The sequence below is a fragment of the Megalodesulfovibrio paquesii genome (assembly GCF_054653055.1).
Map to the genome: position 1 here is coordinate 87,264 of NZ_BAAIGQ010000005.1, position 16,347 is coordinate 103,610.

General features: G+C 63.3%; 16 protein-coding genes and 1 tRNA gene. 9 read left to right on the forward strand and 8 right to left on the reverse strand.

From position 1 onward, the window contains the following. Positions 1-11: 11 nt before the first annotated feature. Complete coding sequence (locus ACYQ00_RS06855) at positions 12-332, reverse strand: hypothetical protein (protein WP_460031393.1); 321 nt, start codon at positions 330-332, stop codon at positions 12-14. A gap of 35 nt (positions 333-367) precedes the next feature. Between ACYQ00_RS06855 and murJ the strand changes: the two genes are divergently transcribed. Next, positions 368-1,912 (forward strand): murein biosynthesis integral membrane protein MurJ, encoded by a 1,545-nt coding sequence (gene murJ / locus ACYQ00_RS06860; protein WP_460031394.1) that lies wholly within the window; start codon positions 368-370, stop codon positions 1,910-1,912. A 17-nt stretch (positions 1,913-1,929) separates the two neighbouring features. Here murJ and ACYQ00_RS06865 read toward each other — a convergent pair. Further along, positions 1,930-2,005, reverse strand: a tRNA-His gene (locus ACYQ00_RS06865). 103 nt (positions 2,006-2,108) lie between these two features. Here ACYQ00_RS06865 and murA point away from each other — a divergent pair. Both murA and ACYQ00_RS06875 read left to right on the forward strand, forming a co-directional pair. After that, complete coding sequence (gene murA, locus ACYQ00_RS06870; RefSeq protein WP_460031395.1) at positions 2,109-3,362, forward strand: UDP-N-acetylglucosamine 1-carboxyvinyltransferase; 1,254 nt, start codon at positions 2,109-2,111, stop codon at positions 3,360-3,362. Positions 3,363-3,391: 29 nt separating this feature from the next. Beyond that, positions 3,392-6,043: a DNA internalization-related competence protein ComEC/Rec2 gene (locus tag ACYQ00_RS06875; protein ID WP_460031396.1), complete on the forward strand. Its 2,652-nt coding sequence runs from the start codon at positions 3,392-3,394 to the stop codon at positions 6,041-6,043. Here the strand turns inward: ACYQ00_RS06875 and trpS are convergent. The 3 genes from trpS to ACYQ00_RS06890 form a co-directional block, all read right to left on the reverse strand. Then, positions 6,021-7,019, reverse strand: coding sequence for a tryptophan--tRNA ligase (gene trpS / locus ACYQ00_RS06880; protein WP_460031397.1), 999 nt, complete (start codon positions 7,017-7,019; stop codon positions 6,021-6,023). The genes ACYQ00_RS06875 and trpS overlap by 23 nt on opposite strands. 30 nt (positions 7,020-7,049) lie before the next feature. Beyond that, positions 7,050-7,721: a site-2 protease family protein gene (locus tag ACYQ00_RS06885; RefSeq protein ID WP_460031398.1), complete on the reverse strand. Its 672-nt coding sequence runs from the start codon at positions 7,719-7,721 to the stop codon at positions 7,050-7,052. A 90-nt stretch (positions 7,722-7,811) separates the two neighbouring features. After that, positions 7,812-8,195 (reverse strand): response regulator, encoded by a 384-nt coding sequence (locus tag ACYQ00_RS06890; RefSeq protein WP_460031399.1) that lies wholly within the window; start codon positions 8,193-8,195, stop codon positions 7,812-7,814. 286 nt (positions 8,196-8,481) lie between these two features. On the opposite strand from ACYQ00_RS06890, the gene ACYQ00_RS06895 reads away from it, so the two are divergent. The 6 genes from ACYQ00_RS06895 to ACYQ00_RS06920 all read left to right on the forward strand — a co-directional run bounded on the left by ACYQ00_RS06895 (position 8,482) and on the right by ACYQ00_RS06920 (position 14,359). Next, a complete protein-coding gene (locus ACYQ00_RS06895; RefSeq protein WP_460031400.1) occupies positions 8,482-8,868 on the forward strand; it encodes an Hpt domain-containing protein in 387 nt (128 codons plus the stop codon). Between the two features lie 54 nt (positions 8,869-8,922). Next, positions 8,923-9,129: a hypothetical protein gene (locus ACYQ00_RS06900; protein ID WP_460031401.1), complete on the forward strand. Its 207-nt coding sequence runs from the start codon at positions 8,923-8,925 to the stop codon at positions 9,127-9,129. A 32-nt stretch (positions 9,130-9,161) separates the two neighbouring features. Next, a complete protein-coding gene (locus tag ACYQ00_RS06905; RefSeq protein WP_460031402.1) occupies positions 9,162-10,079 on the forward strand; it encodes a PP-loop family protein in 918 nt (305 codons plus the stop codon). Between the two features lie 288 nt (positions 10,080-10,367). After that, positions 10,368-12,194 (forward strand): GspE/PulE family protein, encoded by a 1,827-nt coding sequence (locus ACYQ00_RS06910; RefSeq protein ID WP_460031403.1) that lies wholly within the window; start codon positions 10,368-10,370, stop codon positions 12,192-12,194. A 44-nt stretch (positions 12,195-12,238) separates the two neighbouring features. Further along, the gene (locus tag ACYQ00_RS06915; protein ID WP_460031404.1) at positions 12,239-13,282 is read left to right on the forward strand and encodes a glycosyltransferase; all 1,044 of its coding nucleotides are present in this window, start codon (positions 12,239-12,241) and stop codon (positions 13,280-13,282) included. Between the two features lie 9 nt (positions 13,283-13,291). Continuing rightward, positions 13,292-14,359: a DUF1786 family protein gene (locus tag ACYQ00_RS06920; protein ID WP_460031405.1), complete on the forward strand. Its 1,068-nt coding sequence runs from the start codon at positions 13,292-13,294 to the stop codon at positions 14,357-14,359. 71 nt (positions 14,360-14,430) lie between these two features. On the opposite strand, the gene ACYQ00_RS06925 is transcribed toward ACYQ00_RS06920, so the two are convergent. The 3 genes from ACYQ00_RS06925 to ACYQ00_RS06935 form a co-directional block, all read right to left on the reverse strand. Then, positions 14,431-14,961 (reverse strand): hypothetical protein, encoded by a 531-nt coding sequence (locus ACYQ00_RS06925; RefSeq protein WP_460031406.1) that lies wholly within the window; start codon positions 14,959-14,961, stop codon positions 14,431-14,433. Between the two features lie 178 nt (positions 14,962-15,139). Further along, complete coding sequence (gene fabZ / locus ACYQ00_RS06930) at positions 15,140-15,604, reverse strand: 3-hydroxyacyl-ACP dehydratase FabZ (protein WP_460031407.1); 465 nt, start codon at positions 15,602-15,604, stop codon at positions 15,140-15,142. An 89-nt stretch (positions 15,605-15,693) separates the two neighbouring features. Further along, complete coding sequence (locus ACYQ00_RS06935; protein ID WP_460031408.1) at positions 15,694-16,209, reverse strand: OmpH/Skp family outer membrane protein; 516 nt, start codon at positions 16,207-16,209, stop codon at positions 15,694-15,696. Between the last annotated feature and the right edge of the window lie 138 nt (positions 16,210-16,347).

Below are 16,347 nucleotides of genomic sequence, written 5' to 3' on the forward strand. Positions count from 1 at the left end.
GCCGCATCCGCTCATTCCTGACGGTAGCGCTCCAGCGGATCATCGCAGGAAATGGTCTTGATGGTGATTTGGCCGGCCTTGACGGCAATGCGCGTCAGCGTCCAGTCATGCTGGTCGATGGCGTCGATTTTGCCTTCGGTTTCCGGTGTGATGACGTCGGGCAAGGCCTCGGCCAAGCCATCCACATCACACCAGTTGCCTTCATATTCCAGCTCGTACTTGTCGTCGTTCCAGGTTTCCAGATCGAACCCGAAGCGGTCCTTGAGGGCCTCGAACATGGGGCGCGGCACGCCGAACAGGGTGCCATACACGCGCAGGGCAGGTTTGCTCATGGCGCAAGCTCTACCAAAACAGGGCGAAAAAAGCCATGGCTGAAGAAACCGCTGCCCGGGACCGGTTGCGCAAGACCGGTCTCGTGGCCGGGGCCACCCTGGCCAGCCGGGTGTTGGGGTTTGTGCGGGACATGGCTGTGGCCATGGCCCTGGGGGCTGGTCCGCTGGCCGACGCTTTTTTTGTGGCCTTCCGCATTCCGGAGGCCCTCCGCCGCCTGCTCGGCGAGGGCACCTTCTCCATGGCTGTGGCGCCATCGCTTGCAGAAACCAAAGCTCATGCGGGCGACGAGGCCATGTTTGCCCTGGCCCGCGGGGTGCTTGTCTGGGCGGCTTTGCTGTTCGGTCCGCTCACGCTGGGATGCATGCTCTGGCCGGAGCCGCTGGTTCGTGTCATTGCCCCGGGATTTGCCAATACCCCGGAATTGCTCCATCGCACGGCACTCTTGCTTTCGTTGTGCATGCCGTACCTGCTGACCACCCTGGCCGCCGGGGTGTGCATCAGCCTGCTGCACGTACAGGGACGGTTTCTGGCCCCGGCGCTGTCGCCCTGCCTGCTCAATGTGGTGCTGATTTCGGCGGCCGGGGCGGGGATGCTCGCCGGAGCGGATGTTGGCATCTGCCTGGCCCTGGGGCTGGTGCTCGCGGGGATCGGGCAGACCCTCATGCAATGGCCGGCGCTGCGGCAGGAAGGGGCAGCCTGGGCCGGCCCGGTATCGTTGCGCGGGCCTGGCCCGGCCAGGGTAGGGCGGGCACTCTTGCCGGCGATGCTTGGAGCTTCGGCCTTTCAACTAATGCTCATGCTGGCCTCGTTTCGCGGCACATCTCTGGGCGTGGGTACGGCCAGCGCGCTGTATTATGCAGATCGGCTGGTCCAGTTCCCTCTGGGAGTGGCCGGGGTGGCCGTGTCCACGGTGGCCCTGCCGGAGCTGGCCAGCCTGCACGCCCGGGGCGAACAGGCGCGCTTTGCCGACACCGTGCGCCAGGCTGTGCGGCTTTCCCTGTTCCTGTCTTTGCCGGCAACGGCAGGGCTCTGGCTGCTGGCGGAACCGGTGGTGGCGGTGTTGTTTGGTCGCGGGGCATTTGGAGACGAAAGTGTGCTGCAGACGGCGACCATGCTCCAGTGGCTGACCTGTGCGCTCCCGGGGTTGGCACTGGTCCGGCCATTGCTCGCAGCGACTTATGCCGCGGCCCGGCACCGGGTGGCTGTGTTTGCGGGACTGGGCGGGGTGGCCGCATTCTGCATCTTGGAGGGATTGCTGGAACACTGGCTTGGACCGCTCACACCGGCGCTGGCTCTGGGGGGCGGCGTGTGGGTTCAGGCGGCGCTGCTTGCGCGTTGGAGTCTGCCGCTGTCTGCGAAGGCTGATGTGCCATGGCTGGTGCGGCTGGTGGGCTTGTGTCTGGCCATGGGGGTGCTGATTTTGTGGGGGCAGGCCATGTTGCCGGATTCGCCGGTGGCGCAGATTGCGTGCATCCCGTTGTGGGCAGGAGCCTTCCTCCTAGGAGCCCTGGCGATGCGGATGCCGGAGGTCAGCCCTCTCCTGAAGCGGTTCCAGGGCAAACAAAAAGGCGCAGCCTGAGCTGCGCCTGGATATGCTGGGGCGAGAGATGGGACTTGAACCCACGGCCACACGGGCCACAACCGTGTGCTCTACCTACTGAGCTACTCCCGCCGTAAGAAAGAAAACTTCTCTACATGCCACGCCTTCCCAAGTCAAGCAGAGATTGGTAGAACCAGCCTGCTTCACGTCACCTTTTTTTGTATTGAAGGATGCCATGGAACATCTCGTTATTCACGGCGGCCGCGAGCTGCATGGAACCATTGCCATCAGCGGCTCCAAAAATGCCGCCCTGCCCATTCTCTTTGCCGCGCTGCTCTTTGATGCACCCTTGCAGTTCCGCAATGTCCCTCGGTTGCGGGACATCCGCACCACCTGCAAACTGCTGGAAATTCTGGGGTGTGAGACGCAGTTCGAGGGCGATGCCCTGGCCGTGCAGCCGGGAGCCTTGTCCTACGAAGCGCCGTATGAGCTGGTCAAGACCATGCGCGCCTCGGCCCTCTGCCTGGGGCCGCTGCTGGCTCGGCTGGGGCGGGCCAGGGTGGCCTTGCCCGGCGGCTGCGCCATCGGCGCGCGGCCTGTGGACATGCATTTGGCAGCGCTGGAGAAGATGGGCGCTCGCTTTGAGCTGGAAGCCGGCTATATCGACGGCCGCGTTGAAGGCGGCCTCAAGGGTGCGCATATCCAGTTTCCTTTCCCCACGGTGGGAGGGACGGAGAACCTGCTGATGGCCGCGGCGCTGGCTGCCGGGGAAACCATCCTGGAAAACGCCGCCCGCGAGCCGGAAGTGACGGATCTGGCCAACTTCCTGAATGCCTGCGGCGCGCAAATCACCGGCCAGGGCACCAGTGTGCTGCGCATTCAGGGTGTGTCGCGGCTCACGCCTGCGCCGTATGCCATCATGAGCGACCGCATCGAAGCCGGCACCTATATGGCCGCCGTGGCCGCCACCCGCGGGGATGTGTTCCTGACCAACTGCCCCCTGGACGCCATGGACGCCCAGATGGACGTCCTGCAGCAGATGGGGGTGCAGTTCACGCATGAGGCGGCCGGCCTCCGGGTGCGTGTGGAAAAACGGCTGCGCTGTGTGGACGTGATCACCCTGCCGTATCCCGGCTTCCCCACGGACATGCAGGCCCAGGTCATGGCCGCCATGTGCCTGGCTGAAGGCAGCGGAGTGATTGAGGAAACGATTTTCGAAAACCGCTTCATGCACGTGCAGGAACTCATGCGCATGGGCGCCAGGATCAAGCTCTCCGGCCGCACTGCCGTGGTGCGGGGGGTGGAGCGGCTCATGGGCGCGCCGGTGATGGCCTCGGATCTGCGGGCCTCTGCCTCGCTTGTGGTGGCGGGCCTGGCGGCTGCCGGGGAAACCACAGTACAGCGAATCTATCATCTTGACCGGGGCTACGAACAGCTTGATGTGAAATTGACAAACGTTGGAGCGAATGTTTATAGATCGTCCGAATAGTTTTGCACGGCAAGCATTCGGAGGAGTGGATGCGCAAAGAGGGCCCCGCGTCGGGAACAGGTGACGCACCGCGCACGCTGCGCCCCCCGGCGTCGTGCGCGTCCCGACTGCCGCCGCTGCTCCCCTGGCACGCCTGCCTGCTGGCCTTCTGCCTCGGTTGTCTGGCCTGGGAGGCATCCTGGGCCGGACTGCCGGCGGCAGGCGTCCTCTTTCTCTTTTGTCGCGAATTACTCTATGGGCGCGAACGGCTGGCTGCCTTTGGCGGCGCCTTTGTCCTGGGCGTGGCCCTGGCCTGGCTGGCGACCTGGGACACCTCGCCGCCGGACTGGATGGAACGCCGGACGGCCTATCAGGTCTCGGCCCGGGTGCTGGAGCGGGAATCCCTGCCCGATGATCGCCTGCGCTGCATCCTCGACCAGATCCGGCTCACGGGCGTCTCGCCGCACGCCCATTCCCTCGATGGCCGCCTGGCCTGGACCTGGGATTCCCCACCTCCGGAACTGCTTCCCCATTTGTTGCCCGGCGCGAGGATTGAAACCGCGCTGCGCGTCGGGCCCGTGGGCGGTTTCCACAACTTTGGCAGCCAGTCCAGCGAAGGCTGGTGGGAGCGTCAGGGCGTGGTGGCCCGGGCGTACAGCCGGGGGGACGATGTGCAGGTGCGCGTGGTCAGTCCCGGCCGGTGGGACGAGCGGGTGCGGGCAGCCCTGCTGGCCCGGACCGCGGCGCTGCTGGCCGGTGAAACACTGCAGGACGTGGCGGATCCAGCCGAGGCCCGCCGGGTGCGTCGCACGCTTCTGGAGCATCAGGGCAGTGCACTGACCCTGGCCATGAGCTTCGGCGAGCGGCAGTGGCTTTCCACGGAGACGGTGGAGCGGGTGCGGCGCGCCTCCCTGGCGCACTCCATTGCCCTGTCCGGTTCCAATGTCGGCTTTGTGGCGCTTCTGGGCTGGGGGGCGGCCTGGGTGCTGGGTTGGCTCAGGCCGGGCCTGTATTTGTGGATGCCGCGGCGGAAGTGGGGCATACTGTTCGGCTGTGTTCTGGTAGCCGGTTTTGTCTGGCTGGCAGGGGGCTCGCCCTCGCTGCTTCGGGCGGCGCTGATGTATGGCGTGTGGGCTGTGCTGGCCTGGCGGGGGCGGCCGGCGGCGCTGCTGGATGGCCTGTTCCTGGCCGTGGGGTTGCTGCTGCTGGCCTCGCCGGCCATGGCCCTGGACCTTCGCCTGCAACTCTCCGTGGCCGCGGTGGCTGGGATCACCTGGTATGTGGGGGTACTAGGCTGGCGCTGGCAGCGAAGCGAGGGGCCAGCATCCTGGGCGTGTTCGTTGCCGGGCCTGCCGGGCCTGCCGGGGTGGTTGCGGTCCCTGGGGCGCGGCCTGATGCAACTGGCCGGAGTGACCCTGGCGGCCCAGGCGGCGCTGATGCCCCTGCAATTGTGGCATTTCAGCGAGTTGCAATCCAGCGTCTGGAGCAATCTGGTCTGGGTGCCGTTGCTCAACCTGCTGGTTTCCCCCGCCGCGCTGTTCGGTGTGGTGCTGACCGGCGTGAGCAGCTGGGTTCCCGGGTGTTCCTGGTGCACGGGCCTGGCCGCGATCTGCCTGGATGTGGCGGCGTTTGCCGGCGAGGCCTTGCTGGCTGCCCTGCGCTGGCTGGATGGCCAGGGGGTGCTGCAAAGCCACGCCGCCATCCGGCCACACTGGGCCATCTGGCTGGGCTGGTGGGGACTGCTTGCCGGCACGGCCATCTGGGCGGCGGTGCGGCGCCTCTCCCCCTGGCACCTGGCAGGGGTGGCTGCCTCGGCAGTTATGTTGAGCGCCGGTTTGTGGCCGACGGTGTGGCCGGAAACCGGCACGGTGCGGCTCACGGCCCTGGATGTGGGGCAGGGGCAGGCCCTCGTCTTGGAGGGACCGGACGGCAGCCGGGCCCTCATTGACGGCGGCGGGTTTCATTCCCGCACCTTCGACCCTGGTCGCAGTCTGGTGCTGCCGGCCCTGGCCTGGCTCCGGCGACCGGGGCTGGAGCTGGTATTCATCAGCCATCATGATGTCGATCACTTGCGCGGGTGCTATTACGCCATCAGCCACCTGGGGCCGCAACGGGTGTTCTCCAACGGTGGCGAGCCCGGTTCGGACTGGGACAAGGCCAGACTGAAGGAAGCCTTGGCGGCAGGGGAGTTGCACGAAGAGGCGCTGGTGGCCGGGGAGAGCGTGCTGCTCGGGGACCCGGCGCAGGAGCTGCGGCTGACCTCCCTGGCTCCCCTGACGGCGGTGCACGGATCAGGCGTCCCGGATAAATCGGGCAATGCCGACTCTCTGGTGCTGCGGGTGGAGTGGCAGGGCCGGGCGCTGGCGATCCTGCCCGGAGACATCGAACGCCCGGACCTGGAGCGGCTGGTGGAACGGATGACGCGTACGCAGGGCGGCGGGCTGGCAGCCGCGGCGCTGGTGTTGCCCCACCATGGCGCGGCTTCCAGCCTGAGCACGGCGTTTCTCGACGCAGTACGGCCCGCGGTGGCCATTGCCAGCGCGGGCCGTTGGAATCAATGGGGTTTTCCGTCCGCTTCGGTGCGGGCGGCCTTGGCGAAACGGAGCATCCCCTTGCTCGTGACCGGCGAGTCCGGAGCCGTGCGCCTGGAATGGACCGCGCCCTCGGCCCGGCCCGAGGTCACGACCGCCCGAGGAAATTGATGCGGCGGCGGACTTCATCCTGGGTATGCTGGGAGGCTTCGCGAGCCACTGCCGAGCCTTGCTCCAGGATGTTCCAGGCCTCATCATAGTTATCCACCAGCTTGCGCCGGCGATCGTGCAAGGGGGTGAGGAAGGCCTCCAGGGATTCGATGAGTTTTTTCTTGCAGTCCACACATCCCCAGGACGCATTGACGCAGCCCTCGCGGATGGCAGCCTGATCCTCGGCGGAGGTCATCAGGACATGATAGGGGAAGAGGTTGCAGGCCTCGGGGTCGCCGGGATCCGCGCGGCGCTTGCGGTTCACGTCCGTGAGCATCTGCATCACCTTGCTGCGCACGTCCACAAAGTCCTCGCGCAGGTAGATGGAGTTGCCATAGCTTTTACTCATCTTGCGGCCGTCCAGGCCGGGACATTTGGCCGCCGGGGTCAGGAGGGCCTGGGGTTCGGGGAAGGTTTCGCCATACAGGAAGTTGAAGCGGCGGGCGATTTCCCGGGCCAGCTCCAGGTGCGGCAGCTGGTCCTGCCCCACGGGCACGGCCTGGGGCTTGTAGATGAGGATGTCCGAGGCCATGAGCACGGGATAGCCCAAAAAGCCGTAGGTGGTCAGATCCTTCTCGGCCAGTTGCTGGAGCTGGTCCTTGTACGTGGGGTTGCGTTCCAGCCAGCTGTTGGGCGTGAGCATGGAGAAGATCAGATGCAGTTCGATGTGGGCCGGCACCATGGACTGCTGGAAGATGGTGCAGCGGGAAGGGTCAAGGCCGGCAGCCACCCAGTCCATCACCAGTTCGGGAACAAAGCCGCGGATGCGCAGGGGGTCGTGGTATTCGCTGGTCAGGGCGTGCCAGTCGGCCACAAAGAAGAAGCACTGGTGCGTGTCCTGCAGCTCAATCCATTGCTTGAGCACGCCGAAATAATGACCAAGATGCAAGGGGCCGGTGGGCCGCATGCCGGAGACGATGCGAGGAGTGGGTGTCATGGCGGATATGGCTGGCTGAAGGTGAAGGGATCAGGCGCCGGCAAGCTGCAGGAGCCCCTTGAACAGCGGCTCGACAATGGCCTGGATGAACCGGCCAACCGCGCCGAAGGCGATGAGCAGCAGCAAGAGAATAAAACCGTGGCGCTCAAACCCGAGGTATTTGAAGGCAATATCCCGGGGCAGGAAGTACTGCACCACCTTGGAGCCGTCCAGGGGTGGGATGGGGATGAGGTTCAGGACGCCCAGGACCAGATTGACGCTGATGCCAGCCCAGCAGATGCGGACCAGGGGCTCCAGAAAATAGGCGCCTGCGCCGCCGGAGGGAGTGCCGAGGGCGTGCCCGTACAAGGCGGAAAAGGCAAAGGCAAAGCACACGGCCAGGGCAAAGTTGGTGGCTGGCCCGGCCAGGGAGGAGAGCATCAGCCCCTGGCGCGGGTTCTTGAAATAGCGCGGGTCCACGGGCACGGGTTTGGCCCAGCCGAAGACGAATCCCGTGAACAAGGCCGTCAGGACAAAGACAGCCAGGCCCATGGGGTCCACGTGCTTGATGGGATTGAGGGTGAGGCGTCCCTGGAGTCTGGCGGTGGGATCCCCCAGTTTCCAGGCGACATAGCCGTGGGCCACCTCATGGCAGATGATGCCCAGGGCAAAGGGGAGAAAGAAAATGAGCAGCCGGTTGACGTCGCTAAGTATGTCGTGCATGGCCGCTCACAGCTACCACGAAGCCCGGCCAAGGGCAATCCGCCGGGGCCGGGCTTCGCGAGGAAGTGAAGGGGCAGCCAAAATGCCAGGCTACACAGAGAGCTTGGCGGCCTTGCCCAGGGCCAGATTGACTTTGTCTTTGAGTTCGGAGAGGTCCACGGACTTTACGACATAATAGTCCGCGGCAATGGATTTGAGGTCGTGCTGAAAACTGTCATACGCCGTGGAAAGGATGACGGGCAACTGCTGGTGCTTGCTGCGGATTTCCTGCAGCAGATCCAGCCCGGAGCGGTTGGCGCCGAGCTTGATGTCCAGCACCACCACCATGGGGGTTTCGCGTTCGATGACCTTGAGGATATCCTCCTGGCCGTCGGACGTAGCGATGACGTAGCCGTCGGCCTCGAGCTCCTCGCGATACAGCATGCGAATGTGCTTTTCGTCGTCCACCACCAGGACCTTGCGGGCCTCGCTCATGTCTCGCTCCTTGCCGGAGGTATGTATTCCTATGGCTGGCTGCCACACGCGGGCAGGGCCGGGGCCGTACAGAGAATGCTCATCATGTAGTATATGCGGATGGCGATGACAAGGCGTTTTCATGGCGACATGGCCGCATACGGATTTTGTGCACATAGCCTATTTTTTTGGTCCGAAATTCGGGATTTTCCTTGCCAGCTGACAAGCCGGAAGGTACTTTCTGGTGGTGGCCCTGGAGGCCGCGCCCTCATTCACCTCCTTCTGGTAGCCCCTCCCTGACGACGCTTTGAACGCTCTTCTTGCCATTGCCCGCCTGGATCCCGAGGCGGCCTTGCAGCGTCTCGAAGGCGATGTGGTGCTGCTGCACGCCTTGTACGACGCGTTTTGTCAGGATGCCCCGTTGCGGCTGGAATCTCTTTCCATCGCCATGGAATCGCAAGACGCGGCGTCCCTGCAACGTCAGGCGCATGCGCTCAAAGGATCGGCGGCCATCGTCGGCGCCTTGCGGTGCGCCCAGATGGCGGCAGCCCTGGAGCGTCAGGCCCAGTCCCGAGTCTCCACGCAGGAAATGGCCCAGGCCTGGAAGCTGCTGCAGGAAGAAACGAGGCAGGTTCTGGTTGAACTGCAGGCGCAGCAACCGCAGCAACCGCCCGCGCCCAGTCTCAACAGGTGAGTGCCCAGCGGCTCGCCCGAGCCGGCAATGTTCAGCAATAAGGATTGCAATGTGGTGACGGTTGTTATGGAGCCGAGCGGCAAGGAACGCGTGGTGGAATACTGCAAATCCGTCCGGGCCGTGCTCAACCGCCTGGGATTTCGGCAGAACGAGGTCCTGACCATTCTGGAGGAAGACGGTGTCCAGCGTCTGGTGACCTGGGATCTCCTGCTGCAGGAAGGCGCCCGGTTGCGCATCCGGCCCGTCACTTCCCGCGGCTAGCGCCGTTCCCCTCAAGCACACTGCAGGCATACATGAAGTGCAAACGCTGCAAGGCAACGGCCGCGGTGGCCCTGCCCAGTCATCACACCGGGTTTTGCGACTCCTGTTTTCTGGAATTCGTGGAACGGCAGGTGGAAAAGGGCATCCGCAGCCAGCGCCTTTTTTCATACGATGACCGCATCCTGCTGGCCCTTTCCGGCGGCAAGGATTCCCTGGCCATGGCCCACATCCTGCGCCGGATGGGCTATTGTGTACACGGCGTGCATCTGGATTTGGGCATTCCGGATTCCTCTGCCCCGGCCCGGGAAAAGGTCGAAGCCTTTTGCGCCGCCCGCGGCATTACCCTGGATGTGGTGGAGCTGGCGGAAGAAGGCCTGGCCATCCCGCTGGTGAAGGAGCATATCAACCGCCCCATCTGCTCGGCCTGCGGCACCATCAAGCGCCAGCTTTTCAATCGCGAGGCCGTGGACGGCGGCTTTACCGTGCTGGCCACAGGGCACAATCTGGATGACGAAACCAGCCGGCTCTTTGCCAACACCATCCGCTGGGACGCCGCCCAACTGGCCGACCAGGGCCCCATGCTTCCTGCCGGCAACGGGTTTGTCAGGAAGGTGAAACCGATGTGGCGGCTTTCGGAGTTTGAGACGGCCGCGTACTGCTTCCTGTCTGGCATCGACTACCACATGGGTGCCTGTCCCTACAGCCGCGGCGCCAGCTTTACCGGGCACAAGGCGCTGCTGGCGGGCCTGGAGGAGAATTCTCCGGGGCAGAAACTGCAATTCTATCTGGGATTTTTGGAATTCGGACGCCAGGCGTTCCGCCAGGTGCAGGCCCAATCGCCATGCGCCATCATCCCCTGCAGCCGGTGCGGGCATCCCACCAATAACGAGCTGTGCGCGGTTTGCCGCATGCGCGATGCCATCGCCTGTACTGCGGGTTCCCTCATGTAAGACGATGCCCAGGGCAGAGCTATACAACGCTATGTACCTGTGGCAGGGCCTCTTTTTTTTGCTACGTTGTTGACGAAAATGTTGCAGGGGGAGTAAGGGATTCATCCCCTTGTTCAACTTGCGTTTTTCATGATATTGACACATTCTTGTCAAACGTACGCGCTTTGGACGAAGCTGCGTCAAGGGGTTACGCTGTATTGATCATCGCCAAGGTCGGCCAGGCAACGCCAGGGAGAACCCACCTCCGCGGCAGGCTGGAGACAGACTGGAGCAGGAAACGGAGGAAGCATGTTTGCGAACCGGTCGGCCGCACACGCCAAGGATTCAGACGCCGCAGCCCCCACGGAGGCCGTGCCGCAGCAGCATGCCGAAGCGCCTCCCGAACTTGAGCGGCGGCATAAGCAGACCCCGCGCAAACGCCTGGGGGAAATGCTGGTGGAGGCCGGACTGCTGACCCAGCAGGGCCTGGAAGAAGCGCTGGCAGCCAAGAAGGGAAGCCCCCTCAAGCTGGGGCAATACCTGATTCAGCATGGTATTGTGGAAGAGCAGCGCATCCTGGCCGTGCTTTCCCGGCAGCTCAAGGTCAAGCGTCTGGATTTCGAAAATTTCGTCCCCGACCCCTCCCTCGCCTCTCTCATCAGTTCCGATCTGGCCGAACGGTGCATGGTGGTGCCCCTGGCCCGGCAAGGCAGCCTGCTGTGGGTGGCCATGCAGGACCCCACGGATCTGGCCTCGCTGGATACCATCAGCAATGTGGCGCGGATGGAAGTGGAAATCGCCATCTGCAGCAAGCACGAGTTCGATGAGATCGCCCACGCCATCTACGGCCGCAGCCTCGACTCCGGCATGCTGCCCCATGAGTCCTTCGAGGAATTGCACGATCAGGAGGGTGAATACACCGCCGATGATGCCGAGGAAGTGGGCGAGCTCAATATAGGCTCCCTGCAGAGCATGGCCCAGGACGCACCGGTGGTCAAAATCGTCAACTCCATCCTCGTGCAGGCCCTGAACAAACGCGCCTCGGACATCCACTTCAGCCGGAAAAAGGACAAGCTGGAACTCAAGTTCCGCATCGATGGCGATCTCAAAGCCTTCCCCGCCCCGCCCAAAAAGCTGTTCCTGCCCCTGATCTCCAGGCTCAAGCTCTTGTCAAATCTGGATATCTCCGTCACCCGTATCCCGCAGGACGGCCGCTTCACCTACCGCGTCCAGAACCGTGAAATCAGCGTTCGCGTCTCCACCCTGCCCACCATCTACGGGGAGAAGGTGGTCATGCGGCTGCACGTGCAGAGCGGCAAGCCCCTCTCCATGGATCAGCTTGGCATGAGCGACAAGGAACGCCAGAAGATCGACAAAGCCATCCTCAAGCCGCACGGGATGATGCTCGCCACAGGCCCCACGGGCTCGGGCAAGACCACCTTGCTCTATTCCATCCTCAAAAAACTCTGCAAACCCACGGTCAATATCATCACCCTGGAAGATCCCGTGGAAAGCAGGGTGGATGAAGTGACCCAGGTGCAGCTGAACACCAAGGCCGGCATGACCTTCGCCTCCGGCCTCAGGGCCATCCTGCGCCAGGACCCGGACGTGATCATGGTGGGGGAAATCCGGGACCAGGAAACCGCCAACATCGGCATTCAGGCCGCCATGACCGGCCACAAGGTTCTCTCCACCCTGCACACCAACGATGCGGCCGGCGCGGTGACCCGGTTCATCGAGATGGAGATTGAGCCGTTCCTGATCGCCTCCACCCTGCTGGTGGTGGTGGCCCAGCGGCTGGTCCGCCGCATCTGCCCGGACTGCATCGAACCCTTCGAAGCCCCGGCCGCAGCCCTGCGCACCATGGGCGTGGGCGGCAACCAGCGCATGCATTTTTTCCAGGGCAAAGGCTGCTTCAAATGCGAGAATACCGGCTTCAAGGGCCGCATGGGCGTGTACGAAGTGCTGGAGGTGGATGATCTGGTCCAGTCCCTGATCATCAAGCGGGCGTCCTCCGTGGAAATCAAGCACGCGGCCATCCAGGCCAAACGTCTTTCCACCCTGAAGATGGACGCGGCCTTCAAAGTCTTTCAGGGCCTGACCACCTTTGAGGAATTTACCAGCGTGGCCTTTTGAGTCTTCACCCTTGCGCCCAGCCGGGCTGAAGGATACAGACGGGCATGCCTGCCGATGCTCGCGACCAGCACGCCACGCCCTGCGTCAGTGTGCTCATGCCCGTGTACAATGCCGCCACCACCCTGGCCAAGGCCGTGGACTCCATCCTGGCTCAGACCGAAGCGAATTTTGAGCTCCTGGCCGTGGACAACGGCTCCACGGATGACACCCTGGCCATGCTGCAGGCTTATGCCGCGCGCGATTCGCGGGTCTGGCCCGTGCCCCTCCCCCATGGCGGGATTGTTGCCGCGCTGAACCACGGCCTGACCCTGGCCCGCGGTCGTTATGTCGCCCGCATGGATGGCGATGACTGGTCCCATCCCGAACGCCTGGCTGCCCAACGCCGGATGCTGGATGCGGATGCCGCGCTGGGGCTGGTCTCCTGCCGGGTTCAGTTCGGGGGCGATGGTGCTGCCTGCGCCGGCTATGCCGCGTATGTGGACTGGATCAACACCCTGGTTTCCCACGAGGCCATCAGCGCCAACCGCTTTCGGGAATCCCCGCTGGCCCACCCGTCGGTCATGTTCCGGCGCGAACTGGTGGCGCGTCACGGCGGCTATCGGGAAGGCCCGTTCCCTGAAGATTATGAGCTGTGGTTGCGCTGGCTGGAGGCCGGCGTACGCATGGCCAAGCATCCCGAGGCGTTGCTGACCTGGAACGATCCCCCCTCACGCCTGTCCCGCACCCATGCCAACTATGCCGTGGATGCCTTTTACGCCCTGAAGACCGAGGCCCTGGCCCAGTGGCTGGCCCGGCACAATCCCCATCATCCCGGCGTCCACATCATCGGGGCAGGGCAGGTCAGCCGCAAGCGCGCCCGCCGGCTGCTGGAGCATGGGATCCGCATCGTGGCCTGGGTGGATATCGACCCCAAAAAGATCGGGCAATGCTACGGCGGCGTCCCGGTCATCTCGCGTGAGGCCCTGCCGCCACCCGGGGAGTGCTTTGTGCTCTCTTACGTGGCCAGCAGGGACGCGCATCAGATCATCATGGAATTTCTGCAAGCACGCGGCTTCGTCGCTGGGCGGAACTGCCTGCTTGCGGCCTGAGGAGGATTCATGGCCCTGTTATTGCTTGATATTGGCAGTGGCACACAGGACGTGCTGCTGGTTCCGGACGAGGTGTTGGACGGCCGCTGGCCCCTGGAGAACTGCCCCAAGTTCGTCCTGCCAGCACCTGCCCAACAGGTGGCCCGGCAGATTCGCGCCTGTACTGCGGCGGGCAGGGGAGTGCACCTGCATGGCGAAATCATGGGCGGCGGCTTTTTTCGGGCACTCAAAGCCCATTTGCAGGCCGGGCTGCCGGCATCGTCCACGGCGCAGGCCGGTCTGTCCTTGTTTGACAATTCCACCTATCTGGAAAGCGTGGGCGTGACCCTTGCCGAACGTTGCCCCGCCGGCCACACTCCCGTCTGGACCGGCGATTTTTCCTGGACCTGGTGGGAAGGATGGCTGGCCATGGCTGGGTTGCCCATGCCCACGGTGGTGGCAGCTGCGGTGCAGGATCACGGCTTTCATCCCGAAGGCGGGAACCGGCTGGGGCGGTTCCGGCTCTGGGAGAATTTCCTGCACCAAAGCCACGGCCGCCCAGAGGCCTTGCTGTTCGACACCCCGCCAGCGGAGTACACCCGGCTGGGCTCGCTGCAACAGGCCATTGCCGGCGGACTGGTGGGGGATACGGGGGCCGCGGCCGTGCTCGGGGCGCTGTTCGACCCGGACATCGACGCCCTGCAGTGCGCCGGCGGCGTGTGCGTGGTCAACTGCGGGAATAGCCACCTCATCGCTTTTCTGGTCCATGCCGGTCGGATCTGGGGAGTGTACGAGCACCACACCGGCATGCGCACCCGCGAGGAACTGCTGGCCGATCTGCACCATTTTCAACGCGGCGAACTGCCCCAGGACGCGGTGCACGGGACAGGCGGCCACGGCTCCCTGCGCCTGGACCCGCCAGCCTCGGCCGGGCAGTTCGAGCGTATGGTCGTGCTGGGGCCGCAGCGGGCGCTGCTGGCCAGTGGTGGTGAATCCATCGGCGGAGGTCTGGATTTTGTCGCCCCTGGTGGGGACATGATGCTCGCCGGCGCGTATGGCTTGATGCACGGGCTCAAGCTGCGCGGGCTTGCCGGCTGACATGACCAGAAAAAAGGCGGTTCCTGCAAGGGAACCGCCTCGAAATGGCAGGTGCGGCACCGGCCCAGGGGTCAGCTGTTCATGGGCGAGTACAGATTCAGGTAGCGCAGCCCCTTGTTGGAGATGATGAATCCCTTGCGCTTTTTGCCTGAGCCCATTTCGGCCTTCACGCGGATGATGAAGCCGCGGGCATACAGCACATTGATAATCTTGGGGTTCAGGCGCTCGTCATCAATCTTTTCCAAGGGCAGGATCCCTGCATACCGCCGCAGCTGCGAGGTGTGGTACATGTCCGAAAGCACGTCCCACTGCTCGGGGGTCAATTCGTCCAACACGTCATTGTCCGGCAGCGTGTCATCACTCGCCTGCTGCTGTTGCAGGGTGTTCGCGCCGGTCGGCGTCAGCCGGAGCAGCATCGTATTGGAACCACAAGGGTATTTGAAATGCACGCGTTCGATGAGCTCAGCTTCCAGCAACTCATCGATGGCCGCCTCGTCATAAAACAGGGCCAGCTTTCGCGGCAGCATGCCGTGATAGCGGTGGACCCTTGCAAACAGAGAAATATCCTTAAGGATCTTGAGATGCTCTTGCTGCAGCTGCATGGCAGGACCTTAGCCCGTTTACCCCAAACGTGCAAGGCGGCGGGCTGGGCGCAACGTGATGCTCGTGTTGCGCGCTCAAAATGATTCTATAGTGCAGGCCTCAACGCCCAGGACCACCGGCAAGACGGCCTTCCACAAACGCCGATGATATTCGTATCACCATTTTGTGGGCAGGTTACTAGATGCCGGCCCGGTCCACGATGGCTGCGCTCAGATCAGCCTCGCAGGCAAGATCGCCGTCAACAGTGGCCAGACAGTGCATCTTCACCAGCTGCATCCGCTGGCGGACTTCCATGGTTTCCAGGATCAGCTGATCGCCGGGATGCACAGGGCGGCGGAAGCGGACCTTGTCCATGCCGGAAAAAACAAACAATTTTGCGGGCATGTCAGGAAGAGACAGGCTGACCAGCAACCCGCCGGCCTGGGCCATGGCTTCAAGAATCAGCACGCCGGGCATGAGCGGCTGTCCTGGGAAGTGCCCCTGGAAGAACGGCTCATTGAAGGTGACATTCTTCAGCGCCTTGATGCGTTTGCCTTTTTCCCATTCCAGCACGCGGTCCACGAGCAGGAAAGGGTAGCGGTGCGGCAGCAAATCCAGGATTTGACGAACGTTGATGACGTCCCCGGGGGTGTCCTGATGCATGATTCCCTCGAACAGGCAATTGAAAATGAAAAAGCCGGGCTATTGTGCATGCATGATGCAGGAGCACAACAGCCCGGCGTACAGATTGGTTACTTACCCTTGTTCAGTTCATTCATGATGGCGTCGGTCAGGTCGATGCCTGCGGCCGCAAAGGCCACACCGCCCTGAGAATCCACCAGGATGAGGGTGTACTTGTTATCAGTGCCGAACTTCTGAATGGTCTTGAAGATGGATTCCTTGAAGGGTTCAAGGAGGCGTGCTTCCTGTTCGGACGCAGTCTTCTGGTAGTTCTGCAGACGCATCTGGAAGTCGGTGAACCGCTTTTGCAGTTCGCGCTGTTTGGCGTCCTTGCCTTCCTGGGAAAGAGTAGCGGCGAGCTTTTTGAAATCCTCGGTCTGCTTCTTGAGTTCCTGCTCTTCCTTGGCCAGGGCATTCTTTTCAGGCTCAAGCGCAGCCCGCAGCTGACTGTATGCTTTTTTGCCAGGATTGGATTCGAGCATGACCTTGCGCAAGCTGAACACGCCAATTTTGACGGGGTCCTGGGCGAAGGCGGGGGAAGTGGCAGTCAGACAAAAAAGCACTGCCAGAATGAAGGCTTTGCGCATGAGATGGGCTCCTTGCTGCACGATGCGACGGATGCAAAGAATGATGTTTGGAAAAACCTGCGAATCGCAGGACAATTAAGACGACAGACAAAAAAGCATTACGCGAAACAAGCCGGAATTTCAAGTGAAGGGCATGTA

What these genes read in the sequence shown, in the direction of transcription:
- ACYQ00_RS06855 (WP_460031393.1), bottom strand. Translation starts at nt 332, where the DNA reads ATGAGCAAACCTGCCCTGCGCGTGTATGGCACCCTGTTCGGCGTGCCG.
- murJ (WP_460031394.1), top strand. Translation starts at nt 368, where the DNA reads ATGGCTGAAGAAACCGCTGCCCGGGACCGGTTGCGCAAGACCGGTCTC.
- murA (WP_460031395.1), top strand. Translation starts at nt 2,109, where the DNA reads ATGGAACATCTCGTTATTCACGGCGGCCGCGAGCTGCATGGAACCATT.
- ACYQ00_RS06875 (WP_460031396.1), top strand. Translation starts at nt 3,392, where the DNA reads ATGCGCAAAGAGGGCCCCGCGTCGGGAACAGGTGACGCACCGCGCACG.
- trpS (WP_460031397.1), bottom strand. Translation starts at nt 7,019, where the DNA reads ATGACACCCACTCCTCGCATCGTCTCCGGCATGCGGCCCACCGGCCCC.
- ACYQ00_RS06885 (WP_460031398.1), bottom strand. Translation starts at nt 7,721, where the DNA reads ATGCACGACATACTTAGCGACGTCAACCGGCTGCTCATTTTCTTTCTC.
- ACYQ00_RS06890 (WP_460031399.1), bottom strand. Translation starts at nt 8,195, where the DNA reads ATGAGCGAGGCCCGCAAGGTCCTGGTGGTGGACGACGAAAAGCACATT.
- ACYQ00_RS06905 (WP_460031402.1), top strand. Translation starts at nt 9,162, where the DNA reads ATGAAGTGCAAACGCTGCAAGGCAACGGCCGCGGTGGCCCTGCCCAGT.
- ACYQ00_RS06910 (WP_460031403.1), top strand. Translation starts at nt 10,368, where the DNA reads ATGTTTGCGAACCGGTCGGCCGCACACGCCAAGGATTCAGACGCCGCA.
- ACYQ00_RS06915 (WP_460031404.1), top strand. Translation starts at nt 12,239, where the DNA reads ATGCCTGCCGATGCTCGCGACCAGCACGCCACGCCCTGCGTCAGTGTG.
- ACYQ00_RS06920 (WP_460031405.1), top strand. Translation starts at nt 13,292, where the DNA reads ATGGCCCTGTTATTGCTTGATATTGGCAGTGGCACACAGGACGTGCTG.
- ACYQ00_RS06925 (WP_460031406.1), bottom strand. Translation starts at nt 14,961, where the DNA reads ATGCAGCTGCAGCAAGAGCATCTCAAGATCCTTAAGGATATTTCTCTG.
- fabZ (WP_460031407.1), bottom strand. Translation starts at nt 15,604, where the DNA reads ATGCATCAGGACACCCCCGGGGACGTCATCAACGTTCGTCAAATCCTG.
- ACYQ00_RS06935 (WP_460031408.1), bottom strand. Translation starts at nt 16,209, where the DNA reads ATGCGCAAAGCCTTCATTCTGGCAGTGCTTTTTTGTCTGACTGCCACT.